The organism is Methylosinus sp. LW3 (assembly GCF_000527115.1).
Classification (GTDB): domain Bacteria; phylum Pseudomonadota; class Alphaproteobacteria; order Rhizobiales; family Beijerinckiaceae; genus Methylosinus.
Genome location: NZ_AZUO01000003.1, coordinates 170,974 through 192,645 on the forward strand (window position 1 = coordinate 170,974; position 21,672 = coordinate 192,645).

The following is a 21,672-nucleotide window of genomic DNA, read 5'->3' on the forward strand; positions in this document are numbered from 1 at the left end:
CGACACCTCCGCTGTCCATGGATTTCGCTATTCCGGACAGCAAAATATTGCGGCGAACGCCGCAAGTATAATCCTTATTCATCTGCATAAGTTCTGAACTGCGCGCCTGTCGCCGGCAGAACTCTTTCGCGCGCCTTCGACCCTTCGGCGAAGCGCCCGGATCGACGCCCCTACCCCCCCACGACCTCGCAGCATGATCGAGAGCCCTGAAATGCAAGACCGGATCGATCGTCGCAGGCTCCTCGCTCTCGCCGGCGCCGCCGCCGTAAATCCGGCGCTCGGACAAGAGAAGGGGAGCGCCCATTTGCATGCCATGATGGCCCCGGACCCGACGGCGCCGAAAGTGGCGATGCTCGTCTATCCGAAGATGGTCGCTCTGGACCTGATCGCGCCGATGACCGTCTTCACGATCATGCGCTGGAACCTCCAGCTGATCTGGAAGGAGCGAACGCCGGTGTCGACCGACGTCGGCGTTTCGATCGCCGCGAATTCGACTTTCGCGGAAGCTTATTCCGACCCCGACATCTTGTTCGTGCCGGGCGGCTTGCTGGGCACGATCGCCTGCATGCAGGATCCCGAGGTCGTCGATTTCGTCGCGAAGCTCGGCGCGCGCGCCAAATGGGTCACGAGCGACTGCACCGGCAGTCTAATCCTCGGGGCGGCAGGGTTGCTGCGAGGCTATGACGCGACCTCGCATTGGGCGGTCGCCGATCTCCTGCCTCTGCTCGGCGCGCGCCATGTCGATAAGCGCATCGTGCGTGATCGCAACCGTTTGACCGCCGGCGGCGCGACTGCGGGCATCGACTTCGGTCTCGTCCTGGTTTCGGAGCTGGCGGGAGAGGAAGCGTCACGCAGAGATCAGCTCATCCTCGAATATGCGCCCGCTCCGCCCTTCCGCAACGGAACGCCCGACGAAGCGGGGCCGGAGCGCGTGGCGGAGATGCGCAAGGGGAGGGTCTGGATGGACGAGCAGGCCCGGCTCGCCGTCGAGGTCGCACGTCGCCGGCTCGGGCCCGGATGACGTCCTCGGCCGTGAGAACTGCGCTCCGACGTCGGCGTGAAGCCGAAGACGCTCACGATCTCCGGCGCGACGGCCTCTGCTCCATCTGCGGGACGGCGCCGCGGTCGCGGATCTTCGTCGCGATCAAAATGCAATGATCAATCTACAGAGAAAGAACGGCCTGATGTCCACCTCGCGCTCCCTGCTCGCCTTCTTGCTGCAAGCCGGCGCCTCGGCGCCGGCGATCCTCGTTCTCGCCTCCTCGTCACAGGCTCACGCGCAATCGTCCGAGGCGCTCCCGCCCATCGAAGTGGGACCACAGCGAGCCGCGACAGGGGAGACTCGATCTACCGACCCGTCCGCTCAGAGCTATGTCCGCGAGCAGGCGCAATCGACGCTCAAGCTCGCCGCGCCGATCCATGACGTGCCGCTCTCGGTCCAATTCGTGATGCGGCGAGTGATCGAGGAACGTCAGGCGCTCACCGTCCGCCAAGCGATCGAGACCGTGAGCGGCGTCGAGAGCAGCAACGCCTTCCCGGGCTCGCTCGCGTTCCGCATTCGCGGCTTCATCGACGCCGGCGCGAGTTTGCGCGATGGTTTTCGCGAGACCAGCAATCAACAAGACGTGCAAGGGATCGATCATATCGAAGTTCTCAAAGGGCCTGCATCCGTCCTCTACGGCGGGTCCGTCGCGTCGGGCGGAATCGTGAACATCGTCACCAAGACGCCCCTCGACGCGAATTTCCTCCATGTCGACATCGCGAGCGGCAGCTATGGATTGGTCCGGCCGACCTTCGATCTGAATCGCGATCTCATGGGCGATCATTCGCTGCTGGTTCGACTCGACGGCGCCATCGACCGGTCGCACACGATCAAGCAATTCGGCGAGCAGGAGAATGTGTTCCTCAATCCCAGCATATTGTGGCGCGCGACCGAGCAGGACCAACTGCTGCTGCGCGGACAATGGTTCAACAGCGGCTTCAGCTATGGCGCCTATCAGGCCCCGCTCGCACAGCAGACGCTCGCGCTGCCCCTCTCCTTCAGCTACATGGATCCCAATCAGAGCCAATCCCACAAGGACGCCGAGCGCGTCAGCCTGGAGTGGACCCACAGATTCGACTCCGGCGTGAAACTCCGCGTCGGCATGAATGTGTCCGATGTGAATTATTCGCTCGGCACAGACCGCTTCTCGCGACTGACGGTAGCGGCGAACGGATATACGCTCTCCCGCTCCGTTCAGTCCGGCCCCGCCTGGGTTCAGGATTATGATTGGCAAAACGAGCTGTCGGGAACATTCACGACGGGGCCGCTGCAGCATGACTGGCTCGTCGGCGGGGAAGCCTATTGGAGCCTCAATCACACGATCGGCTACGCCGTCACCGTGCCGACTCTGAATCTCCTATATCCCGTCTACGACGTCGCCATCGGCGCGCCGAAGCTCTCCTCCAATACGAGATCCCGCGTCAGTGACTTCTCCGGCTATGTTCAGGACTTCGTCACCCTCGCTCCGCATTGGCGTCTCCTCGCGGGCTTGCGCTATGATTCCATCACGACGAGCAGCCTCAATCCATTGTCGTTGACGCCATGGAGCATCAACCGCGCGCAAAAATTCTCGCCGCGTTTTGGTCTGACCTTCGAGCCCATCCCCGAGACGGCTTTCTTTTTCAATTGGTCGAACAGCTTCGTGCCGACGACCTCTGTGACATCCAGCGGATCCCCACTGCCGCCCAGCGCGTCGCAACAATGGGAGGTGGGCGTGAAGCAGAAGGCTTTCGACGACCGTGTCCAGGCCACGCTCGCCCTCTACCAGCTGACCAGAACCAATGTGCCGACGACCGATCCGACGAATACGGCGTACAGCGTGGCGTCCGGATTGCAGCGGAGCCGGGGAATCGAGCTCGATGTGGCGGGAGAGATCGCTCCCGGCTGGAACATCGTCCTCAGCTATGCGCACACTCTCGCGAAGGTGCTTCAAGACAATCGCCTTCCGGTCGGAGACCTTCTCGCCGGCGTTCCCCGCCATTCCGGCAATCTGTGGACGACATATGAGTTCCAGCCCGACTCGCCGCTGCACGGATTCGGGCTCGGCGCGGGACTGCGCGCCGAGACGCAGAGAGAGGCCGCTCTGCCCAACACATTTCTGCTTCCCGGCTATGTGCGGCTCGACGCGTCCGCATGGTATCGCTTCGACGTCGCCAGCCAACCCTTCAAGCTCCAGGTCAACTTCCAAAACATGACCAATCGGCAGATCTACGATACGGACGGAGCAAACACGTTGAGACCGATGCAGCCGTTCACAGCGATCGCCAAGCTCAGCACGGAGTTCTGAGTGGCGGAAGCCAAGTGTCGATGGGGTCGCTGGTCAAATCGGCCTCCGATCGCAGTTATGAGGTTGAATCCGTCATGCGCGATGGGGCGCCTCGATCGTCGTCATGCCCGCCTTCAGCGAGGCGCGCGCGACGCGAAGCATCACCACTGTGAACTTATCTGCATTGACGAAAATACATTCATTGGGAAGCGATCGATGTTTCAGCGACCCGATGGCTCGCGAAATTGCCGACTATCGCCGCCGGGGCCGCACATAACGAGTTCGCCGACCGTCATCAGCGAATGAAGCGCATCACGCGCCCTGCGGCCGAGTCACGCTAATCCCGCCGCCGCGAACGTCCGGGATGTCCAGAAAGCGGTCTCTCGGATCATGCCGATCGAACGTCGGCTCCTGGCGCGACCTGCCCCGTTCGGGAAAGACGAACGAGGCACTCTGACCCATAGCGGCCCCGACCTTCCGGTAGGCTGACGTCCGGTTGCGCCGACAGCGGACGTTCTCGTAGCCGGGTGGATGCGCGCGGGAATCCTGCGAGCCGGGGTCCAACGGTCGTCAGACAACGCTCTCCGACTTCGCCTCGAGCGCGTGGAGAGCGCCTGACTGTAGCGGCCCCGGTCTGAGCGAATGAACCCCGACGCGTTGCCGGAGGCGCTCTACGTCGACCAAGCATAGCAAAAGGGGCGATCAACCCCGGCGCACATCACGCGCAAATTCGAAGGCGGTCGACCTTTGAGACGCTGTCGACTACGGCGCGGAAAGGCGCCTTCCGTTAGGCGCCGCCATTGCTGGCGTTCCCTGCTTCTGGCGACGGAGCCTCTACCGCGTGACAAAGGAGCTATTGCTTCGCTTGGCGTTCCAATATCCGTAGATACCGACTGATTTGTCGCGACAGCAGAAGCCGGCGATCGAAGGCGATTTGGTTTATCGGCGCGATGAATATTTCTCGCGGCGGCGCGGAATCATGAACGGCGAACTTGCACATGGGGCCACGGGCGTCTCGCGAGTCGAGCACGTCGGTGACGGTCAGTTTGGGCGCCATAGTCTTGTTCGCCGTACGCCTGCGAAGAAACGTCAGCAGGGCGGGTTTGGCGTGCGCCGCGAGCGGAAGCGCCCCTCGCACCATCTTCAAGAGTCCTTCTCTCGTAATTTCGCAATCCATGTTGAACCACTTGTCGTTACAGGCGATTTTGCTATTCATCGGAGATCGGCTGAGACTTGGTGATACGATGCAACGCCGAATGCGCGTCATCGTATCGTTCGTCGGCTCGTCAGCCTATCCGGCATTGACGATTTGCGAACTCGGCGCCAAGGCCCTGGCCGCATGGGCGGCGCCAGCGACAAAGCTGCTCTCGCGAAAAGGCTTCCAGCCGATAATCCTGGAAAGGCATGACTTTTGGCTTCGCGACCGCCCGACTTCGAAGCGCCGATGCACGGCGGGGACGGGTCATGCCTTTCTGCGTTCCGAGCATATGCTCAATCATTGAACACCCCTGTCAAAACTATGCACCAATTCAGAATTTGGCGCGTTGCATCCAGAGTGTCGGAGCGCTTTCCTGCTCGACTCGCCTCACGCCCGTCGAAAGTGTCAGCTCGAACGCCCTTATCACGCCCTTCTCTAGCCGATCGCTCAGCCGATCAGCCGACGCGCTGCTTGGCGAGCTTCCGAGCAAGGGTTCGCCTGTGCATGCCGAGCCGCCGTGCAGCCTCCGAAATGTTGAAGTTCGTTTCCGCGAGCGTTTCATGGATCCGTTCCCACTCGAGCGTCTTGATCGAGCTTTGACGCTGTGACAATACGACCGTGCTGTCACCTTCGCGGCGCGTGAAGGCAGCTTCTATATCGTCGACGCTCGAAGGCTTTGCGAGATAGTGACAGGCGCCAAGCTTGATCGATTCGACGGCGGTCGAGATGCTCGCGAAGCCGGTAAGCACGACGATCTTCGTCGAGGGGTCGCGTCGATGCAGAATCTTCACGCATTCCAGTCCCGATCCGCCGGCGAGCTTGAGATCGACGACGGCTTTGGATGGAGTTACGGTCGCGAGCGCGGCGTCGAGCGTTTCCACACCGTCACAAACGCTGACGCGATATCCTCGTCGCTCGAAGGATTTCTGTAGCGCCCGGGCGAAGGACGCATCATCCTCGACGATCAGGAGGAAGGCATCAGGATACGCCATTTCGATTCTCGACCGACATTGCGCCTATGGGAATTTTCAATTCGACGATTGCGCCGCCGCGTGCGCCGTTTCGTGGTTCGATCGATCCCCCGAGCTTGCGCAGGACATTGACGACGAGAAAGAGGCCAAGGCCGCTCTCGGGCCGATTCTTGGTCGATCGATAGGGTTTCCCGAAGCGATCGAGGATATCGGAAGGAAAGCCCGGTCCTTTGTCCCGCACCGTCAGCACCAGGATATCGCCCTTTCGTGTCGCCTGAAGTCCGACCCAGTCTGGAGACGCCTCCAACGCATTGTCCAGTATGTTGAACAGCGTTTGTTTGAGAATGAGATCGGGCGCTATGGCGCTATCGACGCCGATGCGCTTGCAATAAGCGAAATGCGCAGGGGCTCGACGGCTTCGCCATTCGCGCGCCAGGTCGTCGAGAAATCTCACGATCGTCGTCCGCTCCATGCGCTCCGCGCGAATTTCGCCCGCGTTCAGCAGGACGCGCGACACGATCTCCTTGCAACGGACGAGCGCGGTCTTCATCTCGTGCAGCTCGTCGCCGATCTCGGGGTCGTTCGCCAGCAGAGGCATTCGCTCCCAGTCTTGCAGGATCACCGACAGCGTCGCGAGCGGCGTGCTCAGCTCATGCGCCGCACCGGAGGCGAGCAGCCCCATGCGCACGATATGTTCTTGCTCCACCGCATGTTGCCGCATTTGCGCGAGGCGAGCGTCCTGGTCACGGAGATTACGATTGATGCGGGTCACGAGAAAGACCAGGAGCACGGCGGCCAGAACGAAGCAGACGAACATGCCGTGGATATGGAGGTCGAAAAATTTCGACGAGCCGCGCATGTGATCATGCGCATGCGCCAGGCCGATCTCACGGTAATGCCCTGTGAGCCAGATGAAGCAGCCGCCAGTGAGGACGACGATCGTCCAAGTGAATGGCGGCTGCAAAAGAACAGCGCTGAGGATGACCTGCAGCAGGAACAGCGAAATGAATGGATTCGTCGCGCCGCCGCTGAGGTAGAGCTGAATCGTCAGCGTCGCGACGTCGAACAGCAATTGGACGAACAGTTCGGTGTCGGCGATCGGCGTGTCGCTCGAGCAGCGATAGAGCGTGACGATATTGAGAAAGAAGAGAACGACGATCACCTCTCCCATTTCGAAAATCGGAAGAGGGATGTCGAGCCAGAGATGGGCGACGGCGATCGATGCGATCTGACCGCAGATCGCCACCCAGCGCAGAGTGACAAGGAGCAGGAGATTCTTCGCGTTCGTCGAGTCGTCGACCGAAATCGGCGCTATCCTGTCCTTTGTCCGAGGCCATCGAACACCCCGCCGGCTCAGCGCCGCAACCCTGATCGAAGAAGTCATTTCTCCGCCCGCAGGCCGTGAAAAAATCCGGCGATATTGTCGATGTCCGCATCGCTGAGCGGTTTCGCCATTTCCGTCATGGTCGGATTATGACGCTCTTGCGCGAGCCTGTAGTCCCTCAGCGCCTGCGCCAAATAGTCGCGATTCTGTCCGGCGAGATGCGGGACGCCCGGGACGACGGCGCGGCCGTTCTCGCCATGACAGGCCATGCAGACCTCGGCCCGTTTCCGCCCCGCCGCGACATCCGGCATTTGCGCGAGCGCCGTTTGGATGGGGACGAAAGCGAGGATCGCGACCGCCGCCGAAGAGATCAGCATCGTCGATCGCATCTTCTGTCGTCGCAAGGGAAGCGGCGCGGACGGGACGCAGGCGTTCGATAGGGGCGCCGCGCAAATTTCATGCGTCATCATCATGCTCCAGACAATCAGGGGAGGAAGACATTCTTGACCCAGACGGCGGCGCCATAGGTGAAGAAAGTCGCGATCCAGACGATCAAGACGGCGACGGCGGCGGAACTGAGCCGAGCGACGTTCGCTCCGGGAAAATAGACGTCCCTTACGCGGCCGGCCTGATAGCACAAGGTGAGATAGAAGCCGCCGACGAGTCCGCCGACGCCCAGAAGCGTGGTCGCGAACAAGATCGCCGAGGGCCAATCGACATTCACCTTGTAGTCGTCGATCGAATAGCCAAAAGTCGACAGCATGGAGACGCGAATGATTTCTCGCCAAATGGACAATAGGAGGAGCATGGCCACGCCTGCCCCGAGAAACAGATAGCCACGTCCTGGCGCGCTCTTTGTCCAGACCAGCCAGGCGAGAGCGGGAAGCGACAGGGCGAGCAGAAAGGCGAGTGGATGCGCGACGAGATGGCCGCCGGGCGGAAGATCGGCCGTCCACCAGAGAAACAGCGCCAGTGACACGGGCGAGCCGAAGACCGCGATCTTTCGCCCGAGCGTGCGCGCGAAGGCGAGATAGGAAGGATCGATATCGGAGCGCGGCGCGAAATAGTCGGCATAGGCGAGAAGAAACACGCCGACCGCCGGCGCGGATAGGCTGATGATGAAGAGATAGCGCGGCCATTGAACGGCATGCAGCCGCGCGCCGCTCGTGTCGACGCCGCCACCGGGCGCATACCACTCCATCCAGCGCTCGGGGAGCAGCGCCTGGTAGGTCAGCGCGTGCATGATCAATCCGTCGAGCAGAAATATCACCAGAGCGACGACGGCGTAGGCGATCACGACACGTTTCGCCGAAGCCTCGTTCTTCGCGTAGAAGACGAACCACGAGCAATAGCCAACGATCAGAGTCGCGATAAAGCCGATCGCCCAGCTCGCTGACAGGACATTCGACGCATACCATTGCGGGTCATAGATCACCTGCGTGAACAGCAGAGGCGCGACGCCGAGCACGATCAGCAGGGAGACGCCGATCTTGGCGACGCCGGTCATCGCGGCCGAAAGCCGCGCCCAATGCGGCCCGTTTTTCCGGAGCAGAAAGCCGGCGACGGCGAGAGCGCAGGCGCCGAGGGTCAGCAGAACGAAGGCGATGTGCAAGACCCATGTGCCGACAAAGAGCGCCTCGAACAATCCGGGCGCGCCGGGCACGCCGGCGGGATCACGCATGGCGTTCATCATGGAGCCGATAGTCATCGTTCAATTCTCCTTGGAGCCGGACGGCGGCGCCGCGATCGTCGGGTCGGCGCGCCGTGCGCCGCCGGCGGCCGCGAGATAGCTCGCAATCGCATCGGATTCGTCGGGCGGCAAATCGATGCGGGGCATATAGGGGATCGCGCCGTGCTTCAGCGGGCCGTTCAGAAAGGCTGCGATCAGATCCTTGTCTCCCGAGCCATGGAACTTGTCGGGCAGGCTGCGCAAGGGCGCGCCCGGCTCCAGTGAATGACAGTTCGAGCAGGCGATTTTCGTGAGCAGCTCGCCGACCTCGAGACGGTTGTCGGCCGTCACGGAGCGCAGGCGATCGGGAATGAAGGGGTGAAGCGCGAGCAGGCCTTTCTCGGCGATCGCATCGACCTCGCCGACGACGCCTTTGCCGGGCGCATCGCGCGAGATCACTTGGTTGCCGTAGATGTATTGGCCGACGACATAGGGCTTGCGCATGCTCTCGCGCATCCGTTCTTCCGGCCAGACGCCGATCGTCGCCAGCAGCAGGAACAGTGCGATGGCGAGCGGCGGCTTCACGAACTGCGGCCTCGCCCAGCCGATCAGCAGATAGAGCGTCGTGACGACGAAGACCGCAATCATGCCGTCTGCGTAGCGCGGCAGAAGATGCGAACGCAGCATGATCAGCGCATTGCCCGGCAGCGTCTGCAAATAATAGAGGAACATCATCACGGCGAAGAAGCCGCCGCCGACGCCGATCGGCGCCAGCAGGCGCATGACCGACACTTTGAGATCCACATCCTTCATTCCCGACGCCACGATGAATCCGACGACGACGGCCATGACCAGCATCGAGCCGGTGCGGATTCCAAGGTGCGCGAAGAAATTGAGATTGTAGAAGGCGTCGTTTGTCGACCCGGTCTCGTACCAGGCCGCGTTTCCCGGCCACATCATGAACGACAATATGCCGACGATCAGCAGCATCGTCGCCCAGGAGGCGAGCGCGAAAGACCACGTCAATTTCAGATGTGTGAGCGGGTCGATCTTGCCGATCAGATAGACGAGCGCATAGACGCCGATCACCTCGACCGTGAAATAGACCCATTCGGTGGCCCAGACCCAGACGAAATTGTGAATGAGGCCGCTGACGCCACGCGGGCTCGCCACAGTGATCGCATACCAGATGCCCGGGCCGGTGATCGAGCCGATCACATAGGAGAACACCAGCAGGAATACGCCGAAGCGCCTGATGAAGTCGAGCAATTGCGGCTGGGCGTCCCGATACGCCTTGGTCTCCAGAATCGCGAAGAGAAAGGCCGCTCCAACCGACGTATGCGAGGCGAGGACATGAATGACCCCGATGATCCCCATCACCCATGCGGAGCCGATATAGGGCACGTAGAAAGTGGGATAGGCGCCGATAATGTCCATCGTCCGGCTTTCTCGTTTTTGACGGATTGTTCGCTCTGACTATCGCAGAGGCGGCCGGAGCGGGGATTGGACAAAACGCCCAATGCGACAACCGGTCCTCGCCGCCGAGAGCGGCGACTTCAAACTTGCGTTGCGCGACAAGCATCGCGGATCGTCGCGACGCGACGATCGCGACTTCCCGACGTTCAGAAATTGGCGATGGCTTAGAATACGCTCTAAGCGCGTTGATTTACCGAATTCGCCCTCGGGCGGCCCAATGCGTAAGCCAAAAGGCCGACGCCGATCAGCAAGGCGGCGGCGATCGCCGAGGCCGGTCGCATGATCAGCGCGGAGACCATTATGCCGCTCGTCGTCGACAGAAACACGATGGCGGCGCATAGCTCGAGAAGCTTGTCCAGCGCGCGGCCGCGGCGCATTTGGTGTCGAAGCCATCCGACGACGACCGCGCCCGCCGAAAGGCTCAGCGTGACGCCGGCGAACTCCAGGAGATCGCGAAGTCCTGCACTCCAAATAACGATGAGGCTGAATGCCGCCTGGGACAGTATCGCGAAGCGCGGATAATCGCCATCCAATCGACCGAACGCAGCGGGAAGAACGCCGTCGTGCGCCATTCTCGCATAGACGCGCGGTCCACTCAGCAACATGGACGACGCCGAAGTGACGAGCGCGAACGCGATGAGCGCGCTCAAGGCCTGCTCCGCACGCGGACCGCCGATCGCCAGCGCGGCGAGCGCGCCGGATTCGGCGACGCCGCGGATTTGTCCCGGGGGCGCGCCATAGAGGATCACGGCGCTCACGCCGAGGTAGAGCGAGATGACGAGAAGAGTTCCCGAATAGAGCGCACGCTCCACCGTGCGGCCGCCGCCATCGATATCTCCCGTGACATAGACAGCGGCATTCCAACCCGAATAGGCATAGGATATCCAAACGAGCGATCCGGCGAAGGCCAGGAGTGGGAAGGTTTCGAGCGAAGGCGGCGGCGCGGCGGCAAAGGCGGCGCCCGCCTCGGGCGCGCCGAAGGCGATGAACACGACAATCGCGCAGATTTTGATCAGGACCGCGAGATTTTGGGATACGACGCCCTTCGCTGGCGCGCCGGCGTGGAGCAGGCCGAGGCCGATCACGATGAGTGTGGCGACCCATGGCGCCGGCGCGCCGGGACCGCCGGCGCGGGCCAGATAGAGTTGCGCGCCGAGCGCCGCCACGGCGATCGGCGTGGTGAATCCCGCGACGAGAGAAATCCATCCCGCCACGGAGCCCAACGCAGGATGCAGAGTGTTTCGCAAGAAGACATACTCGCCGCCGGACTCTGGAAATTCGGCGGCGAGGTCGGAGTAGATCACGACGCCGGCGAGCGCATAAACGCCGCCCATCAGCCAGGAGAGCATGACGAAGGCCGGCTCGCCGAGATCCGCCAGAGCGAAGCCAGAGGTCGTGAAGACCCCCGTTCCGATCGTATTGGCGATGACCAGCGCGACCGCGCCGGAAAAGCCGAGGAGCTTCCCCTTGCGCGGCCCCCGCTCGCCGCCGGACGTGCGGCCCTCGGCGGCGGGCTCGAAAGATGCGCCCATCAATCGCGCTTCTGATAAACGAGGAAATATTGCCGCGGCAGGAAGTCGTGCGTCTCGACCAGCGAATAGCCGGCGGCTTCGAGCTCCTTCGTCACTTTCTCGGGCGGAATTCGGTGTTCCACGGGCGGTCCGTCCGGCGAGTCTGCCTTGAAGTCGACGATCGCCAATCGTCCCTTCGGCCGCAGCGACGATTTGAGCGCAGAGAAATACTGCGTGCGATTTCCGATATGATGATAAGTGTCGACGACGAGAGCTAGGTCGACGGGCTCGGGAAGATTGGCCTTGTCGGGACTGGACTGTACGGGCGTGAGATTGGTGAGGCGCTCGCGCGCGGCCCTTTCGCCGAGATAGGCCACCATGTCGGGCTCGACATCGGCGGAATAGAGCTTGCCGTTTGGAATGCGGCTGGCGATCCGAACGCTGAAATAGCCGGTGCCGGCTCCGATATCAGCCACGCGCGCGGCGCGATCGAGATGCAGCGCGTCGACGACCTTCTCTGGATTCTGCCAGGCGTCGCGCTCTGGATCGTCGAATTTTTTCGCCCATTTGGCCGCATCGTCGAAGCGTTTGTGAAACGCCCCGTCGGAAGAGGGGCCGGCATGGTCGCCGTGACGGCCGCCTTTGCCGTCATGCTCCATCGGCGCTGCGGTCTGCGCGAGCGAGAGAGGCCCGACGGCGCCGACGCCGATCAGCGTGAAAGCGGCGACCGCCGCGCGAATAGCGCTATTCATCTTTTCTCCCCTTCGAGATCGAGTGACGTTCGTCATGGTCTTCATTGGCTTCCCACCCGCATAGATGTCGCCCGTTCGCCAAGATGGCAGCGTCATTTTTTCACTCGCGGAGTCGCCGGCGTCGCAACTCCGTCAGGCCGGTCGTCGCGTCCTTCGATCCATCTATAGGCTTGCCAGGATTTGCCGCAGCGCATGGCGCATTGCCGACACTGTTCCAGGCCGATCCGCGCAGCCCTCCCCTTGCGCACCCAATGTTCGAGCAGCGCGCGCGCCGTCTGCGGCGTTATGTCGAAATGCGCGGCGACATCGTTGACCGTCGCCTCCTTCCGAGACGCCAGAAAACCCGCGAGCTCGATGAGCATCAGACTTCGACGCCCGCATTCGCGGGGACGGTCTTCGGCCGTGGTCCGACATAGAAGCTCGCGGCGCCGAGAAGGACAAAATAGGCGAGGACGCCGATGATCCATGCGGCGGACGAAGAGGGATGCGATACGAATGTTCCGATTTGATAGAAGAGAACGGCGGCGCCATAGCCGAGGCTCAGCGTCCAGAACACCATGAAGCCCGTCCATCGTCGGCTCGTCTCGCGAGCGGTCGCGGCCGTGGTCGCGATGCACGGATAGCACAGCAGCAGGACGAGATAGGCGAGCGCTCCGACTTTGCCGTCGAACCGCGTCGCCAGAGCGGGGGCGAGTCCGGCCGCTGCGCCATGCAGGCGCACCGGCGCACCGATTCCGACCAGCGCGGCGAGATTTCGCGGAACGGTCATGGCGGCGCGATACAGCCTTTCCCGCAGATCGAAGCCTCCTCCCGTCACGGGCGACGTCTGATGCGCGCCCGCGCTGGACGGAACGGCGCCTTGCCGCGCATGGCTCTCATGCGCCTGCTCGGACGCCACCGGCGGCGCATGCTCCGTCGCCTCGTGCTTCGGTTCGGCGGCGTGAGGCGGCGCAGGCGGAGCCGCGGCCGCGCGCTCGGCGGCGGCTCGCGCTCGTTCCTCGGCAAAGGCCGTGCGCGCCTTCTCCTGGGCCACGTCGACACTCGGCAGAACCTTGGAATCGATGCGGGCCATGCGCTTGCGGATGTCCTTCGCGCCGACGCCTTCGACGCTGCCGACGAGCGGATGCGCGCCGCCTTGTGGATCGATCAGGACGAGGTCCCGGCGATCGCCTCGTGCGAGAATCCATTCAGCTTCCGCCACCGCGGCGACGAAGGCTTGCGCCGAGGCCGCGCCGCGCCACAAGGCGGTAATGCGCGCTTTCGCTTCCGCCTCGCCGAATGCGCTGTCCCCCTCGGCCTCGCGCTGCGGCGGCTCGTGGCTGCGGCTCTCTAGGCTCGGCGTCTCCGCCTCGATGGTTTTCGCTTCCGGCGGGCTCGCGCGCGTGGCGACTCCGCGCGCAGGTTCGGGCGCCTCGTCGTGGCGCTCTGGCGAGGCCGATGGCGCGTGCTGGGCCTGCTCCAGATAGATCGAGCTGAGCGTGCTCACGATGACGACCTTGTGCAGCACGCCGGTGAGCAGCGCGACGGTCGCCGGCCAATTGTCTTGCGTGACGCCCATCGGCGCCAGGATCGGCGTGATTGCGCGACCGCCCGCCGCGAGCATGGATTGCTCGATCGGACTGCGGTCGAAGGAGCCGTCCGTGCCCCAGGCGCTCAAAATCTTCACCAGAAACACCAGCGGTATGATGTATTTGCCGACCTTGAAGAGGAACATCTTCAGCCGGATCCAGGAGTTGATCAGCACATTGCGCAGCTTGGGCCAATGATAGGACGGCAGCGTCAACACATGCAGCGACCGTTCCTCCGGCAATAGGCTGAATTTCATCAGCAGCGAGGTGAGCATCGCGAAGAGAATGCCGAGCAGATAAATGCCGAAGACGACGAGCTGTCCATGCACGGGAAAGAAGGCCGCGGCGAACACCGTATAGACCGCGAGACGGCCGCCGCAGCTCATGAACGGGCTCATCAGCACCGCCACGATGCGGTCGCGCGGGCGCTCCATCGTGCGCGTCGCCATGATCGCCGGGACATTGCATCCGAAGCCGACGACCATGGGAATGAAGGCGTTGCCCGGCAGACCCAGCGATTTCATCAGCCGGTCCATGACGAAATTGGCGCGCGACATATATCCGGATTCTTCGAGCATAGACACGAAGAGATAGAGAAAGCCGATGATGGGAATGAAGGTCACCACCTGCAGCAGGCCGTTGCCGAGTCCGTCGGCCAATATCGCGGTCAGCCATTTCGGGCTGCCGATCTCGCCGAGAAGATAGCGCGGCCCCTCGACGAAGAAGGTTTCCGACATCATCACGAAGAATGGCCGGAACGCCCGGCTGAGCGCGATGGTGAACCAGAACAGGCAATACATCACCGCGAGGAAGATCGGAATGCCGAGAAAGCGGTTCAGCGCGATGCGGTCGATGAGATCGGATGCGGTGACGCGCGTCACGCGGCGCTCCGCTATTGCCTCCTCGGCGACGAGATGCGCGAAACGATAGCGAGCGTCCGCGATGAGCGTGTCGGGCTCGCTCTTCGTCTCGTTCAGTATTTGTTCGGCGTGGCGCGCATGCGCCGCTCTGACCTGCGGCGCGACCTTGCTCGCAGCGAAGCCGTCGCCCTCGAGCAAGCGAAGCGCCAGCCATCGCGGATCGAGACCGCTCGATTGCGTCGCGCCGATCTCGCCAGCCAATTCGGCAATCGCGTTCTCGATGGCCGGGGGATAGTCCAGCGAGAAGCGCGACGGCTTCGTTTCGCGGACCCATCGCTCGATCTCGGCCTCGAGACTGTCCAATTGCTTTCGACGCGTCACGACGACCGCGGCGACGGGACGATCGAGGCGGCGCCGCACGGCCTCGGCGTCGATGCGCGCCTCGCGCTCGTCGAGGTCGTCCATGACATTAAGGACGACCGCCACTGGCGCGGCCATTTCCAGCAATTGCGTCGTCAGATAGAGCCCGTGCTCGAGATTGGACGCGTCGATGATATTGATGATGAGATCGGCGTCGGCGGAGAGAACATAATCGCGCGCGATGCTCTCATCGACGGAGGACGCTTCGTCATGCGTGTCCAGCGAATGGATTCCCGGCAGGTCGACGACGCGATAGCGCCGGCCCGCGAAATCGAAAGCGCCGACCTTCTTCTCGACGGTGACGCCGCCCCAGTTCCCGACGCGCTGATGCGCGCCGGTCAGGCCGTTGAACAGCGTCGTTTTGCCGCAGTTCGGATTGCCGACGATCGCGATCGTCACGGCGCCCTTCGGTTCGAAGGTCGGCTCTGGCTCGGCGATGCGCTCGACCATCAATGCCGAAGCTTCATCGCCGCGCAGGCTCAAATCCGCGCCGCGCACGCGAATTTCGACAGGATCGCCGAGAGGCGCGACGCGGAGGATCGTGAATTCGGCGCCCGGAGTGAGGCCCATAGACAGCAGCTTCTGTCGATGACCCGCATTTCCCTGATCGAAGCCTATGACTCGGCCCCGATCCCCGACTTTCAGTTCGCTGAAACCAATGCTCATCGTCGCCGCCTCGCGATGTCGAGCTCACGCCATGTTTCGTCAAAATCCGAAATTCAACGCCGTGTTGAGCTCCCAAGACTGCCCCAGCTGTGGGCCATTCAATCGCTGATAGATAGGCGCTCCCGCCTCGACTGCGATCCGAACCGGCTTCATGCCTTCGGACTTCAGAAGATATTCGAAGCCCCCGAGAAGCTTGACGCGTTCGCCGCCTTGATAATCGGGAACCGTTCCTTGCTGCGCGCCCCAGATCAGCACGTCATGACCATAGATGCGGTCCCATATCGTCGCAGCCACGCGGCCGGTCGCAGCGAGGCCGGATGCGATATCATAGGCGCCCCAAGCCGAGATCTCGTTCGATAATCCCCTGAGATAGCCGGACTGGTTCTCCCCGAGCGCCGCGCGTCCCCGATATATGAGGCCCCACGACCAAGCGTCCACTTTTCCCCTATAGGTGAAGCCGAACAATCCGTCATAGGTCCCCGTTCCGAGCTGCAGCCCGTAATAGGCGCGCTTCTGGAAGAACACTCCCGAGGGATGCATGTGGATGATCTCCTCGGAAATGCTTCCTGTCGGCAGGCTGAGGCCGAGATTCACATGTAGGTGATGAATGTCGTCCTCATAGAGGCGGACGAGCCCCTGCAGCATTGTGTCGCCCCAGCCCTGCGTCGCGGAATTCGTCGGGCCGAGCGGCGTCGATCCGTTCGGCCCCCTGAAAACGGTCATGGACATGTTCTTGTCGGACAAAGCCCCCATGACCATGACGTTGAACCAGTCCGTGACCCCGAACATTCCATGGAACATGTGCATTTGCATTTTCATATTGTCGGGAGCGTTTCGCAGCGTTCGCGTCGGATTGGCCGCAAAGAAGTTCGGCAGAGCGAAGACGCTGTTTGGAACCCACGGAATCTGCGTCACCTGATAGGGCGCGATCGTCGAGCTCCCGACGTAATTGCCCCGCATCACGCCATAGCTCGGTGTATAGGCGAAACGCATCTCTCCGGCGCCGACCATATGCGCGCCGTAGACGCCCGCTGGCACGACCGTATGGACCTTTCCTTTATGCTCCCCGTCATGCTCCTCTTTTCCGCCGCTGGCCCCTTTGAGTCCGCCCGCTCCTTTGTGTCCGCCGGCCGAGGCGTCAGCGACATGACTCGCGCCCTTCTGCTTCCAGCCATGCTGACCGCCCGCGCCATGATGGCCCGAACGCGCGCCCGCGCCCGCATGGCCCTCGCCGCCTTTTTGGATTCCATTAGCGTCGCCGCTATGCGAATCGGAGGCGTCTCCATCGCCCTTTGCGCCCCCTCCATGCGCTCCCTCCGCATCGCCGCCCCCATGTCCGGCGGCGGCGACATTCGAAGCGAAATGATAGTTGAGACCGACCCGAGCAATGCTGCCACTCATGCGCGGCGACGAGACGACCGAGCTGGTCCAGTCCGCCGGCACGCCATTGGCGCCGCCGAATGCGTTCGCGGCGAGCGGATAGGCTTGCGAGGCGGTGCGGACTTTTCCGCCATCCAAGGAAAAATAGAGATATTCCACCTTGAAGCTCCAATCGGGCATGAACATCCATTCGACGCCGGCGCCGGCGGTCCAGCCGGTTTGCGGCGTCAGAGTGGCGAGACTGCCGATCGCATTCTGTATAGGGAGGCCCGCCGCATTGGCGTAGAGAGACGACAGCGCGATCTTGTGCTCGACCCCTCCGAAAGCAAAGCCGCCGGTGGCGTAGACCAGCAAGGTCGGGTCCACGAGATAGCCGAGCCGTCCGCGAAGCGTGCCGAGATATTGCAGCGACGACGCTCCACTCGCGGAATTGGAGAGAGTGTCGCCATTGACGAGGATATTGCGAGCGAATGTCGCGCCGCTGCTATTCCGGTTTCCGGCGCCGACGCCCTGGAAATCGACCTCGACGCCGGCGACGAGCGGGCCGAGATATTTGCTTCGATAATTATAGCCGATTTGAATGCCGCCGAGGAACCCTCCGACGCCGCCGCCGGCCAGCTCGCCGTTTTGGATAGCCCAGAACGGCGCGCGCATCGGCCACATCACCGGATCTGTGAGATATTTTCCGGTGACTGCGGGCGCGGTCGTGAAGCCGATGGAGCCGGCGCTCGCCGCGACGCCTCCAGCGTCGAGACCTGCGTAGTAGCCTTCCCATTTCGGAAGCGGGAGAATGGGCGCGGGTTCGCGCAACGGAAGATCGGCCGCCAAGGCCGCTCCGAAAGCGAACGCCGAAGCGCTCGCCGATAAAAGGATCCGCGATCTCATGGTTTCGTGCCTCGGTGGAATGAATCTTCTGAAACGAATTGGATGAGCCCTGCGCAATCGCGCGAAATTGGGCGCGACGCTTCATGCGAAGCGCGTCCTGCGCGCCTCGTCACGAATAGTGAGGACTGTCGGGAATTAGGCGCGTGGCGGCGCTCTCGGCGACCCGGAGCTCATCCATCCACATCGCCGCACGTCAGCGACACGAGGTTCGAAGGAGATCGTCGACACATTGGATTTAGGCGGGACTAGGTGGGCAAAACCTCTCGGCTCGGCGATGACGTCGGCCGCCCCGTCACGCGTTCCAGCGCTACAAAGAATGCAGCACCCACAATGGTCTCGACGCTCGTTGGCAGGGATCTCGTCGGCGCGCGGCGTCCCGCAATCGGCGACCATTCGAAGCGATGACGCGCCATGCCCGGCGCCGGTGGCGGCTTCCCCGAACGCAGCAGCGACGACATGAGCGAGGCTGCTGATTATGAAAAGACGAGCGATCAAGCCCACGAAAATTGCGCGAGCGCGCCATCGTCGCCGTATCGGCGGGGAATCCATCGGAGAATCCGTAATGATATCGCTGCCTATATCATCACGGGCGGGCAAAGGCCCGTCAATCAGCGTGAGCCCGTAGCACCTGATTGAAATTACGGCATCATCAGGAACAGCCGTCACGAAGAACGCGTCCCGTCAGATCGTCGGTCTCGGCTGTAAGAATTCTGGGAGGCATTGATCGGACTTGGAGGCGCCGAGTTCCGATTACCGCTGCTGATCAGCCTGTTCGGCTTCACGGCGCTGGAAGCCCGGATCCTCGACCAACCAACCTCTTGGATCGTGAAGCTCGCCTTTCGCCGGCCTTTCCAATCGAGCGCGCCATCGGCGATTATCGTCCCCGCCAAAAACCAACAAGCGTCGCCCATTTGACAATCGACCGGGCCCGCGAGCTTGGTTTCGACCTGACGGATATTTTATTTTGGAAACAGGAATTCTCGCGACATCGATCAGACACACGCGGCGCGCGCAGCCGACGCCCGCCGACTGATGGAAGCGCTTCGACGATGCTTGCCTCTCATGGCGCATCCGCCAGGACGGTCGCTGACCGCATCGATCGCGGCCGCGCGCCGCCGAGATTCGGATCGTCGATGCCGAGAAACCAATGTGTTCGACGGCGACGACGACACCCCCGCGATCTTCGTCACGCCGATCGCCGAGCTCGCCTTCGATCGCCGGCATTCGATCGCGCGCGCCATCGCCCTTTATCGTCGCGGCCGCGCAGTGCATGTCGCCGACCGTGCTTAGCGAACCCCGACCGTCGGGAAGCGAAACGCACCGCGAGACCTTCAGCCGGGCCGCGCAAGATCCGCCACCGCGAACATCCGCGATTTGAAGAGAAAGCAGTCTCTCGGGTCATGCAGGTCGAATGGCCGGTTATGGCGCGACCTCCCCGTTCCGGACGGCGAGGGGGGAACTATGACCCATTTCGGACCCGCGCCATGCGAACGGCGGACGTCCGGCTGCGCCGATAGGAGACATTCCCGTGTCCAGGCGAAAGGAGGTCGTCGTTTGAGGAAGAGCGGGTACTCCCGCCGATTTATTCGTGGCGCCAGACCTTCACCGACGATGCCACGAGAATCAAGGAGAGAGCCGGGATCAAGAGCTGATCCGACGCGATCCCGAGAAGACGTCCGCCTATGAAGGTTCCCGCGATCGAGCCCAACGCCATGATGAGGACGAACGTCTTGTTGCGGGTCACGACGCCAAAGGCGCTGTCGCGGCTGTAACGAGTGAAGCCGACGATCATGGTCGGCAGACTCACGGCGAGCGAGAGGCTGCCGGCGAGCTTGATGTCGGCGTCGAAGAGCAGCACCAGAGTCGGAATCAACAGCTCGCCTCCCGCGACTCCCATAAGCGAGGCGACGATCCCGATGCCGAAGCCCGCGACCACGCCGGCGACGATCAGCAACGGTCCCGAAACGTGCGCGGACGCCGTCGTCGCGCCATGTCCGAAAGCCAGCGCTCCGGCGATCAGCACCAGAAGCACGCCGAGGATCCGATACAAGTTGCGGGAGCTCAGCTTCGTCGCCCATCCTGCTCCGAGCCACGCGCCCACCAAGCTGCCTGCGAGCAAATTGAGAATGATCGGCCAATTGGAGGCGACAGCTGCAAAGGGGACGGACGCGGCGCGAAACGGCAGAGCGGTCGCGACGACGATGAGGCTCATCGCCTTGTTGAGGATGACCGCCTCGAGGGCGCGAAATCGAAACGGCCCGATGAGCAGCGGCAGTCGAAATTCCGCGCCGCCGAGACCTATCAGCCCGCCGAGCGCGCCGATCGCTGCGCCGCCGACGAAAGCGAAAGCCTGCCTGGGCTTCGTCATGAGCCGATTGGTTCCACCGTTCTCGCCCACAGTGGATGACGACGCGGACTCTGACGGAACGGGCATATCGGACCTCCGATGGGTTTCGGATCGCGACGCACGACGCAATACCCGAAACAGTACGAAATCGAAGATAGTGGTTCGCTAGCCTCGAAAACGCGGCTTCAAATGCAATGGAAAAGCATCAATGTAAATATGAAGGGACTGAAACGAGGTGACGCCGCATCAGAAATATGCGAAAAGATACGAAATGCTACCGATATGGATATAGGCCGTGCTGCCAGACGAACGTCGCGCCCTGACCGCCGAGGACGTCGCCGAGATGCTGCATGTCAGCAAGAGTGGCGTATATGGCCTGATCAAGAACGGCGACATCGGCCATTACAAGGTCGGTCGAAAGATCCGATTCACCGAAGCTCATGTGCGGGAATACGTCGAACGGTCCGGCAAGACCGCGCGCGCTGCGATACGCAATGGTCCGTCGGCGCTCGACGAGGACCGTTATTTCGATTTGTCGCCGGAACGCCGAAGCGCGAATGGTTTCGTCATCTGCGGCCAGGATCTGATACTCGACATTCTTTCGAACTTCATGCGCATGCATGGCGTGATGGCGTTGCGGGCCTACATCGGCAGCTATGACAGCCTCGTCTCCCTCTATTTGGATAAGGTGGGCGCCGCGACCGCACATCTTTGGGATAGTTCGACCGACGACTACAACGCGCCCTATGTCAGAGCGCTCGTGCCCGGAGTCCGTTGCCTGATCGTGAATGTCACCTACCGTATGCAAGGTTTTTACGTCGCCAAGGGCAATCCGAAAGGCATCCGCTCGTGGCGCGATCTCGCGCGAGACGACATCACGATGATCAATCGCGAGAAGGGCGCCGGCTCACGCGTGCTGCTCGACGAAAACCTCGGCCTACTGGAGCTATACGGCAGCAGAATCAAGGGTTACGACAATGAGAACCAGTCGCATCTCACTGTGGCGAGCGCGGTGGGGAGAGGCGACGCGGATGTTGCTGTCGGCAACGAGAAAATTGCCCGACAGGTCGAGAATGTCGATTTCGTTCCGCTCAAGAAGGAGCGCTACGACATTGTCATCAAGAAGGAGCAGCTCGAGACTGCGGAGATAGCGACAATGTTGAAAATCCTGCGCTCCGATAGGTTCAGGAACGAATTCGAGAACATTGGCGGATATGATATCCGCGACATCGGAAAAATCGTCGCCGAAACGTGAGCCGGGCGCTCGAAAATCTGTCGATGGTTCGAGGCTCGTAGTGCTCGAGCCTAATCTATCGACCTTCGACACACGAACGAGG

At 62.2% G+C, this 21,672-nt stretch carries 17 protein-coding genes; 4 read left to right on the forward strand and 13 right to left on the reverse strand.

What is annotated here, in order from left to right:
- The first annotated feature begins 211 nt into the window (after positions 1–211).
- Together METLW3_RS0122290 and METLW3_RS0122300 are read left to right on the forward strand one after the other, a co-directional pair.
- The gene (locus METLW3_RS0122290; RefSeq protein ID WP_084484948.1) at positions 212–1,021 is read left to right on the forward strand and encodes a DJ-1/PfpI family protein; all 810 of its coding nucleotides are present in this window, start codon (positions 212–214) and stop codon (positions 1,019–1,021) included.
- A 163-nt stretch (positions 1,022–1,184) separates the two neighbouring features.
- Positions 1,185–3,329 carry a TonB-dependent receptor gene (locus METLW3_RS0122300; RefSeq protein WP_198022855.1) on the forward strand — a complete coding sequence of 715 codons (2,145 nt, stop codon included), beginning with the start codon at positions 1,185–1,187 and terminating at the stop codon, positions 3,327–3,329.
- Between the two features lie 832 nt (positions 3,330–4,161).
- Here the strand turns inward: METLW3_RS0122300 and METLW3_RS0122305 are convergent.
- Complete coding sequence (locus tag METLW3_RS0122305) at positions 4,162–4,524, reverse strand: hypothetical protein (RefSeq protein ID WP_024881966.1); 363 nt, start codon at positions 4,522–4,524, stop codon at positions 4,162–4,164.
- A gap of 40 nt (positions 4,525–4,564) precedes the next feature.
- On the opposite strand from METLW3_RS0122305, the gene METLW3_RS0122310 reads away from it, so the two are divergent.
- Complete coding sequence (locus METLW3_RS0122310; protein WP_024881967.1) at positions 4,565–4,810, forward strand: hypothetical protein; 246 nt, start codon at positions 4,565–4,567, stop codon at positions 4,808–4,810.
- Positions 4,811–4,961: 151 nt separating this feature from the next.
- On the opposite strand, the gene METLW3_RS0122315 is transcribed toward METLW3_RS0122310, so the two are convergent.
- From METLW3_RS0122315 to METLW3_RS0122380, 12 genes are all read right to left on the reverse strand, one after another.
- On the reverse strand, positions 4,962–5,498 hold the full coding sequence (locus METLW3_RS0122315; RefSeq protein ID WP_024881968.1) for a response regulator transcription factor: 537 nt from the start codon (positions 5,496–5,498) through the stop codon (positions 4,962–4,964).
- Entirely contained in the window at positions 5,485–6,648 is a 1,164-nt protein-coding gene (locus METLW3_RS0122320; protein ID WP_245267478.1) for an ATP-binding protein, read from the reverse strand. The genes METLW3_RS0122315 and METLW3_RS0122320 overlap by 14 nt, the downstream gene beginning before the upstream one ends.
- Before the next feature lie 209 nt (positions 6,649–6,857).
- The gene (locus tag METLW3_RS0122325; RefSeq protein ID WP_024881970.1) at positions 6,858–7,178 is read right to left on the reverse strand and encodes a c-type cytochrome; all 321 of its coding nucleotides are present in this window, start codon (positions 7,176–7,178) and stop codon (positions 6,858–6,860) included.
- 107 nt (positions 7,179–7,285) lie between these two features.
- Positions 7,286–8,509: a hypothetical protein gene (locus METLW3_RS0122330; RefSeq protein ID WP_024881971.1), complete on the reverse strand. Its 1,224-nt coding sequence runs from the start codon at positions 8,507–8,509 to the stop codon at positions 7,286–7,288.
- Positions 8,510–8,512: 3 nt separating this feature from the next.
- A complete protein-coding gene (locus tag METLW3_RS0122335) occupies positions 8,513–9,907 on the reverse strand; it encodes a hypothetical protein (protein ID WP_024881972.1) in 1,395 nt (464 codons plus the stop codon).
- A gap of 215 nt (positions 9,908–10,122) precedes the next feature.
- Entirely contained in the window at positions 10,123–11,478 is a 1,356-nt protein-coding gene (locus METLW3_RS26260; RefSeq protein ID WP_024881973.1) for an amino acid permease, read from the reverse strand.
- Positions 11,478–12,209 (reverse strand): class I SAM-dependent methyltransferase, encoded by a 732-nt coding sequence (locus METLW3_RS0122345; RefSeq protein WP_024881974.1) that lies wholly within the window; start codon positions 12,207–12,209, stop codon positions 11,478–11,480. Before METLW3_RS0122345 ends, METLW3_RS26260 begins: the two co-directional genes overlap by 1 nt.
- Before the next feature lie 92 nt (positions 12,210–12,301).
- Positions 12,302–12,571 carry a FeoC-like transcriptional regulator gene (locus tag METLW3_RS28935; protein ID WP_024881975.1) on the reverse strand — a complete coding sequence of 90 codons (270 nt, stop codon included), beginning with the start codon at positions 12,569–12,571 and terminating at the stop codon, positions 12,302–12,304.
- Positions 12,571–15,723, reverse strand: a complete 3,153-nt coding sequence (gene feoB, locus METLW3_RS27120; protein ID WP_084484934.1) for a ferrous iron transport protein B — start codon at positions 15,721–15,723, stop codon at positions 12,571–12,573. The genes METLW3_RS28935 and feoB overlap by 1 nt, the downstream gene beginning before the upstream one ends.
- Before the next feature lie 39 nt (positions 15,724–15,762).
- Entirely contained in the window at positions 15,763–17,931 is a 2,169-nt protein-coding gene (locus METLW3_RS27125; protein ID WP_157516651.1) for an outer membrane beta-barrel protein, read from the reverse strand.
- 807 nt (positions 17,932–18,738) lie between these two features.
- A complete protein-coding gene (locus METLW3_RS28940) occupies positions 18,739–19,212 on the reverse strand; it encodes a hypothetical protein (protein WP_198022857.1) in 474 nt (157 codons plus the stop codon).
- A gap of 358 nt (positions 19,213–19,570) precedes the next feature.
- On the reverse strand, positions 19,571–20,356 hold the full coding sequence (locus METLW3_RS0122380; protein WP_024881979.1) for a sulfite exporter TauE/SafE family protein: 786 nt from the start codon (positions 20,354–20,356) through the stop codon (positions 19,571–19,573).
- A gap of 274 nt (positions 20,357–20,630) precedes the next feature.
- Between METLW3_RS0122380 and METLW3_RS0122385 the strand changes: the two genes are divergently transcribed.
- Positions 20,631–21,590: a helix-turn-helix transcriptional regulator gene (locus tag METLW3_RS0122385; protein ID WP_024881980.1), complete on the forward strand. Its 960-nt coding sequence runs from the start codon at positions 20,631–20,633 to the stop codon at positions 21,588–21,590.
- Positions 21,591–21,672 lie beyond the last annotated feature (82 nt).

What these genes read in the sequence shown, in the direction of transcription:
- METLW3_RS0122335 (WP_024881972.1), bottom strand. Translation starts at nt 9,907, where the DNA reads ATGGACATTATCGGCGCCTATCCCACTTTCTACGTGCCCTATATCGGC.
- METLW3_RS0122380 (WP_024881979.1), bottom strand. Translation starts at nt 20,356, where the DNA reads ATGACGAAGCCCAGGCAGGCTTTCGCTTTCGTCGGCGGCGCAGCGATC.
- METLW3_RS0122290 (WP_084484948.1), top strand. Translation starts at nt 212, where the DNA reads ATGCAAGACCGGATCGATCGTCGCAGGCTCCTCGCTCTCGCCGGCGCC.
- METLW3_RS0122300 (WP_198022855.1), top strand. Translation starts at nt 1,185, where the DNA reads ATGTCCACCTCGCGCTCCCTGCTCGCCTTCTTGCTGCAAGCCGGCGCC.
- METLW3_RS0122310 (WP_024881967.1), top strand. Translation starts at nt 4,565, where the DNA reads ATGCGCGTCATCGTATCGTTCGTCGGCTCGTCAGCCTATCCGGCATTG.
- feoB (WP_084484934.1), bottom strand. Translation starts at nt 15,723, where the DNA reads ATGAGCATTGGTTTCAGCGAACTGAAAGTCGGGGATCGGGGCCGAGTC.
- METLW3_RS28940 (WP_198022857.1), bottom strand. Translation starts at nt 19,212, where the DNA reads ATGCCGGCGATCGAAGGCGAGCTCGGCGATCGGCGTGACGAAGATCGC.
- METLW3_RS0122315 (WP_024881968.1), bottom strand. Translation starts at nt 5,498, where the DNA reads ATGGCGTATCCTGATGCCTTCCTCCTGATCGTCGAGGATGATGCGTCC.
- METLW3_RS0122305 (WP_024881966.1), bottom strand. Translation starts at nt 4,524, where the DNA reads ATGAATAGCAAAATCGCCTGTAACGACAAGTGGTTCAACATGGATTGC.
- METLW3_RS0122325 (WP_024881970.1), bottom strand. Translation starts at nt 7,178, where the DNA reads ATGCTGATCTCTTCGGCGGCGGTCGCGATCCTCGCTTTCGTCCCCATC.
- METLW3_RS0122320 (WP_245267478.1), bottom strand. Translation starts at nt 6,648, where the DNA reads ATGGGAGAGGTGATCGTCGTTCTCTTCTTTCTCAATATCGTCACGCTC.
- METLW3_RS0122330 (WP_024881971.1), bottom strand. Translation starts at nt 8,509, where the DNA reads ATGACTATCGGCTCCATGATGAACGCCATGCGTGATCCCGCCGGCGTG.
- METLW3_RS0122345 (WP_024881974.1), bottom strand. Translation starts at nt 12,209, where the DNA reads ATGAATAGCGCTATTCGCGCGGCGGTCGCCGCTTTCACGCTGATCGGC.
- METLW3_RS28935 (WP_024881975.1), bottom strand. Translation starts at nt 12,571, where the DNA reads ATGCTCATCGAGCTCGCGGGTTTTCTGGCGTCTCGGAAGGAGGCGACG.
- METLW3_RS26260 (WP_024881973.1), bottom strand. Translation starts at nt 11,478, where the DNA reads ATGGGCGCATCTTTCGAGCCCGCCGCCGAGGGCCGCACGTCCGGCGGC.